Here is a 6,000-nt window from a genome sequence, read left to right on the forward strand (position 1 = left end):
AATATATTCTTAAATAATATTGCAGAAGTAGTTAAAAATCGTCAGGCTATTGCTATTAAACTTAAAGCAGGAAAAACTGAATTGAGTTCTGCTGATTTTAAGAATATAAACCTACCTTCTGCTGTTAAGAATCAGAATATTAGGGAAGTTAAAGCTCTCCACAAATTATTTTTAAAATCTGGTTCTGATAAAGATAATATCGAATTCAAAGCTAACCAGCCTATCTGCTATAATAATCAAAATTATAAGATTGATCACCATATAATCTCAATTCCTCTTTATACAACTAAATGTCAAAGATTTGCTTTTCCTGTTAAGCAGACTGAAAGATTTGAAAAGCTGCAGCAGCATATCAATAGTGGCTGCAAATTGGGTAAAGCCAGTCTCTTCTACAAAAGAGGCAAATGGTATTTTGCTGTAACAATTAGAATTGCGGCTAAAAAAACTTCTACCTCTAATTTAATGGGAATTGACATAGGGCTTCGTCAATTAGCGGTTGCCAGTGTTAAAAATCCCCAAGGCAAAGAAATTAATCGCCAATTTCACAATGGTAAACAGGCAGGTTTTATCCGCAAAAAGTATCGTATGTTAAGAAGAAAACTGGGTCAATCAAAAAAAGTTAAAGCTATTAAAAATATTAATGACAAAGAGCAGAGATGGATGACTGATTTAAACCATAAAATTAGTCGCCAGCTTATTAATTTTGCTGTGCAAAAGAAAGTTGGTACTATAATTATGGAGAATCTAGAAAATATCCGTAATACTGCTAATAGTCTTAATAGAGCAGATAGAAACATCCACAGCTGGACTTTCTATCAACTTCAACAATTTATTGAATATAAGGCTGAATTAGCTGGGATTAAGGTGGAATACATAAATCCAAAGTACACTTCCCAGAGTTGTTCTAGATGTGCTAAGGTTAAAAAATCTAACCGCAAAGCTAACTTATACTCTTGCGAGTGTGGTAATCATATCCACTCTGATTTAAATGCAAGTCGTAATATAGCTAATAAATATTTAGAGCAACAATCTGCTTAGATGGTAATAGTCTAAGTGCCTGAGTGCCTATATTAGCATAATGCTAGGATTATACTATTGAAATGTATAGTCGGCTATCTCAGGAGGGCTGATGGCACAGCCTCGAGTCGAAGTCGAATTGGGCTACTAGAAATAGACTGCCTTCTAATCATTCGACAACCTCGCAAGTTCTTTTAAGGAATCCTCGTTCGTGACGATAGGAACGGGCGGGGAGGATGTCAATCTAGCACCCCTAATTTATCTACTTATTGAGCGCAAGAAAAGGGGAAGAAGTTGGAATGATATAGGTTTTAAGTTTAAACAAACACTATCTGATCTAAAAAATAATTGGTATTTAGTCATCTTAGTGGTAATTGTTACCCAGGTGCTTACCCTAATAATTGGTGAATATTTTTTTGCTGGTTTTCTGCAGCATATACAATCTAGAATTCCTTTAATTGATCCTTCACACTTAATCCCCTTTATGATCATGTTATTTGCAGCAACACTGGGAGAAGAATTAATATTTCGCGTATTTTTTCAGAAAAGATTAAACTGGTATATCGGGATTATACCAGCAATTTTAATATCTTCAGCTGTTTTTTCTTCTCTGCACTATGCTAGTGGACCACTTTCTATTATTAGTTTTGATATTATCACTATTTTCATAGACAGTATTATCTATGGGATAATCTATTATAAAACTAAAAATGTTTTTGCTGCCTGGATTCCCCATCTTTTAGCAGATGTTGTTGCGATTTTTTTAATAGTAAATTTTTTATCTATAAGTTGATCTATTTAAATAGAGATAAAATTAATTTGGGGATTATAAAAAAATATGCTGGAGGGATGAAATGAAAATATTTGGGAAGCTTTTATTATTAGGTAGTGGATTAATAGCAGCACTTTTGATTTTTTCCACTTTTTATCATATATATCAGCTCAGAAATGAAGCCAAAAAATATCCTCCTCCTGGTAAATTAATAACGGTTGATAATAATAAAATGCATGTATTTACTGAGGGCCAGGGTGATATTACTCTTGTATTTATGGCAGGATCTGGCACAAGTGGCCCGACAATAGATTTTAAACCTTTGTGGAGTAAATTATTAGATGAGTATAGGATTACAGTAGTAGAAAAAGCTGGTTATGGCTGGAGTGAACAATCAGCAGGCTCAGGAGACATAGAAAAAATGCTTGAAAAAACAAGAAAAGCACTAAAACTTTCAGGGGAAGATGGGCCATATGTACTTGTACCTCATTCAATGTCAGGTTTAGAAGCAATTTGCTGGGCTCAAAAATATCCAGACGAGATTAGAGCAATTATAGGACTTGATCCAGCAATTCCAGATCATTATTTGAATTCAGCTTTTAAACTCCCCAGTAAAAGTCAATTATATATCATGTATTTTATGTCAAAAATAGGATTAACCAGATTTATGGGGAGGTCAGAATTAGAAAAAAATTTACCTCTACTTAAATCTAAAGATTTAACAGTTGAAGATAAAGAAAAACTTACTGCAGTTTTTTATAAAAGTTCTTTGACAAAAAATATGTTAAACGAAATTGATTATATTGAAGAGAACGCTTCCCAAGTAAAAAGAAACGGCATACCTTCAGATATCCCAATGTATTTTTTTATAGCAGAAAATAGTGATATCAGTATTATTCCCAATTGGACAGCAGATTTATCTAAGTACTTAGATGAGGTTAAAAGTGGAAATTATAAAATGCTTAATACTGGACATTATGTCCATCATGAAAAATCTGATCTTATAGCCCAGGAAATAAAAAGATTTATAAGAGAAAAATTCTAAGAGGGAGGTTATTATGACAAAGATTAAAGATCTAAAAATTTATAAGGCAAAATCTAAGACTTCTCGAAAAATTTCTGACGCAACCCATGATATTTCAGATATTTCTTTTCATATTCTAGAGATAGTTACTGACAAAGAAATTAGAGGACAGGGTTATCTGCTTTCCTTTCATTATTCTCCTAATGCAATAAAAGGTGCTCTAGAAGATTTAAAGAATTTTATTTTAGAAAGAGAATATCATATTTATGAAACAGTTAAATTAAAAAAAGATTATGAAGCTGAAACAGAATATTTTGGTAATCCCGGTCTGCAGAGATGGGCTTTAGCAGTTTTAAATATTGCAATGTGGGATGCCTGGGGCCATCAATTAGAGCAGCCAATCTGGAAAATTCTTGGAGGAAGCAAAATCAAAATTCCTGTCTATGGAAGTGGGGGCTGGTTATCTTATTCAGAACAAGAATTATTAGAAGAGGTTAAAGATTATAAAAAACGGGGGTTTAAAGCAGTAAAAATAAAGGTCGGTTCAGAAAATATTGAAAGAGATGTTCAAAGAATTAAAAAAGTAAGAGAAACTGTTGGAAGAGATATAAAGATTATGATTGATGCAAATCAGGGCCTGGAAGTTCCAGAAGCAATTAAACTCTCTAAACTTGCTTCAGAGATAGGTATTCACTGGTTTGAGGAGCCAATTTTGCACAATGACTTTTCCGGTTATGAAATTATTAGACGTAAAACAAATATTGCTCTTGCAATGGGAGAAAGGGAATACAATTGTACAGCTTTAAAAGAACTCATTAGAAGAAATGCTATAGATCTCTGGCAGCCAGATATCATAAGAATTGGTGGAGTTGAAGAATGGAAAAAATCAGCTTCTTTAGCTATTTTAAATAATATTCCTGTTCTTCCTCATTATTATAAAGATTATGATGTTCCCCTGCTCACAACAATTTCGAAACCATATGGAGCTGAATCTTTTGACTGGATTGATCAATTAATAGACAATAAAATGAAAATAGAAGATGGATATATATATCCGAGAGAAAGAAATGGCTGGGGCTTTAAATTCAAAAAAGAGTATTTAGAAGAGATTTAAGTTGAAGAAGATTATTTTTCATAAAACATTATATTAATCTTTGCCAGCATAGAGGAGGTAATTATGGAAATTCCAAAAGAAATTAAAACTTTACTGAAAAACAATAAATTGTGTAGTATGGCAACCTGTTGGAATGAAAAGCCTTACTTATCATTGATGAATTATACCTATCTAGAATCAGAAAATATAGTTATCTTAAGCAGTAGAAAAAACAGCAAAAAATATACTAATATTCAAAAAAACAAAAATATATCACTGCTCATATTTTCAAATTCAACTAATAAAAGTGCTATGTTTTTAGGCACAGCTCTAACTTTAAATACGGGAGATGAAAAAGAAGAGTACTATAGAAAAATGCACATGAAAAACTGTGAGATGCCTCAATTTATTCTGGGAGAAGATATTAATTTAATAATTTTTAACATTGAAGAGGTTATTGTTTCTGACAGAGAGGACAATGTTAAATATATTGGTGAATAAAAATATCTTAAAACCCTAACTTTAGATGGGTGTATTTGTTTATAGAATAATATATTATTAATTCACAATAAATCTTTAGGAGGGGTATTTATGATATTTTCAGTAAATCAATCAAGTATATTACCAGTTAATAGGATTATTTTATCTGCAGTGATCTTTATTTTCTGCTCACTTATTTTACTATTTTCATTTATTGCATTAAGAAGGAAACTAAAGGGCCAACGAATAAAAATATTTGGGGTTTGGACGGTTTTCAGTTTGCTGGCAGCTTTGCTCTTGTATTACACAGGTTTTTTCGGCACTTATATTGATGTGCAGGCTGCTCAAGATAAAAACTACAGCAGAGAGGAATTAGTTCAGGATTTAAAGCAGATAGAAAGCGCTATTATGGATGAAAATCCACTTATATTTACTTATAGAGAGAAATTAAAAGCAGATTTTGCTCAAAGATATAATCTGATTGAAGATGGAATGACAGAGTTAGAATTTTATAGATTGATTAATCCTTTAATTGCTAATATCAACTGTGGACATACAAATCTGTATATTTCAGAGGCATTAGAAAAAAATAGAGAAGAAAAGGCAAAGTTTTTTCCTCTGCAGGTAACTCTGATAAATAATGAACTTTTTTTCTTAGAAGATGATCCAGAAAGTGGAATTAAGACAGGTAATAAAATCAAAACAATTAATGATTTAAACAGCGAAAAAATCATAGAAAAGCTGATTGAAAACATTAGTGGTGACGGAGATGGTGAGGCAAAACAGCGGTATATAATCAGCAACTATTTTAACAGCAGTTTCTATGATTTTGTTGATAATTCAGATAAATTTATTGTTGAATATTTTGATGGAAATGGAAATCAGTTAACTGCTGATTTAAATGCAGAACAAAATAGCAGTTATAATTTAAACTCCTGGAGCCTTCAATTTGCAGACTATAGTGACGGAAATTATTATGACAGTGAAATATATAATAATTATGCCCTGCTTGATTTAAATGTTTTCATGCAGGAAAAAGACGAAAAATTTGATTCTTTTTTAGAGGAATTTTTCAAGGAACTAGATGAAAAAGAAATTTCTAATTTAATTATTGATCTTAGAGGTAATTTTGGCGGTAATCCATTCATGTCAAAAACATTACTTTCCTATTTAGTTAGTAAAGAAACTGACTATTTTACTGATGATCTTCCTTTTCTCCAGCGCTTATTAGGCTTTACAGATCCAATTGAAGCTGCCGAAAATAATTTTGAGGGAGAAATTGTTCTTCTAACAGATGGTGCAAATTTTTCAACAGCCGCTCATTTCGCTGCCTTTTTTAAATACAATAAACTTGGTACCATAGTGGGAAGTGAAACTGGCGGATCATATGTCTGTACCGATAGTTCCAAAGACTTAGTTTTAAGTAATACCCGGATGCGCCTCCATTATTCTACCCTGACCTATGAACTTGCAATAGAAGGAATGCCCAAAAGAAAAGGAATTCAACCAGATATTACTGGGTTATGTCAAAAAATCTATGAAAAAGTGATGTTGAAGACAGAATTTAGTTTTTAGAGTAAATTTTAATGGTTGGGATGACCGCATTGCCCTTGA

The 6,000-nt window shown here is 32.0% G+C and carries 6 protein-coding genes; all 6 read left to right on the forward strand.

The window, feature by feature from the left end; translation table 11 throughout:
* The first annotated feature begins 81 nt into the window (after nt 1–81).
* The 6 genes from C8C76_RS08135 (at nt 82) to C8C76_RS08160 (ending at nt 5,961) form a co-directional block, all read left to right on the forward strand.
* Entirely contained in the window at nt 82–1,038 is a 957-nt protein-coding gene (locus C8C76_RS08135) for an RNA-guided endonuclease InsQ/TnpB family protein (protein ID WP_258222452.1), read from the forward strand.
* A gap of 190 nt (nt 1,039–1,228) precedes the next feature.
* Entirely contained in the window at nt 1,229–1,810 is a 582-nt protein-coding gene (locus tag C8C76_RS08140) for a CPBP family intramembrane glutamic endopeptidase (protein WP_108140544.1), read from the forward strand.
* 61 nt (nt 1,811–1,871) lie between these two features.
* The gene (locus tag C8C76_RS08145; protein WP_108140546.1) at nt 1,872–2,834 is read left to right on the forward strand and encodes an alpha/beta hydrolase; all 963 of its coding nucleotides are present in this window, start codon (nt 1,872–1,874) and stop codon (nt 2,832–2,834) included.
* A gap of 13 nt (nt 2,835–2,847) precedes the next feature.
* Nucleotides 2,848–3,927: a mandelate racemase/muconate lactonizing enzyme family protein gene (locus tag C8C76_RS08150; protein WP_108140548.1), complete on the forward strand. Its 1,080-nt coding sequence runs from the start codon at nt 2,848–2,850 to the stop codon at nt 3,925–3,927.
* Nucleotides 3,928–3,990: 63 nt separating this feature from the next.
* Nucleotides 3,991–4,407 carry a pyridoxamine 5'-phosphate oxidase family protein gene (locus tag C8C76_RS08155; RefSeq protein ID WP_108140550.1) on the forward strand — a complete coding sequence of 139 codons (417 nt, stop codon included), beginning with the start codon at nt 3,991–3,993 and terminating at the stop codon, nt 4,405–4,407.
* A 90-nt stretch (nt 4,408–4,497) separates the two neighbouring features.
* On the forward strand, nt 4,498–5,961 hold the full coding sequence (locus tag C8C76_RS08160) for a S41 family peptidase (protein WP_108140552.1): 1,464 nt from the start codon (nt 4,498–4,500) through the stop codon (nt 5,959–5,961).
* Nucleotides 5,962–6,000: the final 39 nt, after the last annotated feature.

Origin of the sequence: Halanaerobium saccharolyticum, assembly GCF_003053565.1 — a bacterium.
Lineage (GTDB): Bacteria > Bacillota > Halanaerobiia > Halanaerobiales > Halanaerobiaceae > Halanaerobium > Halanaerobium saccharolyticum_B.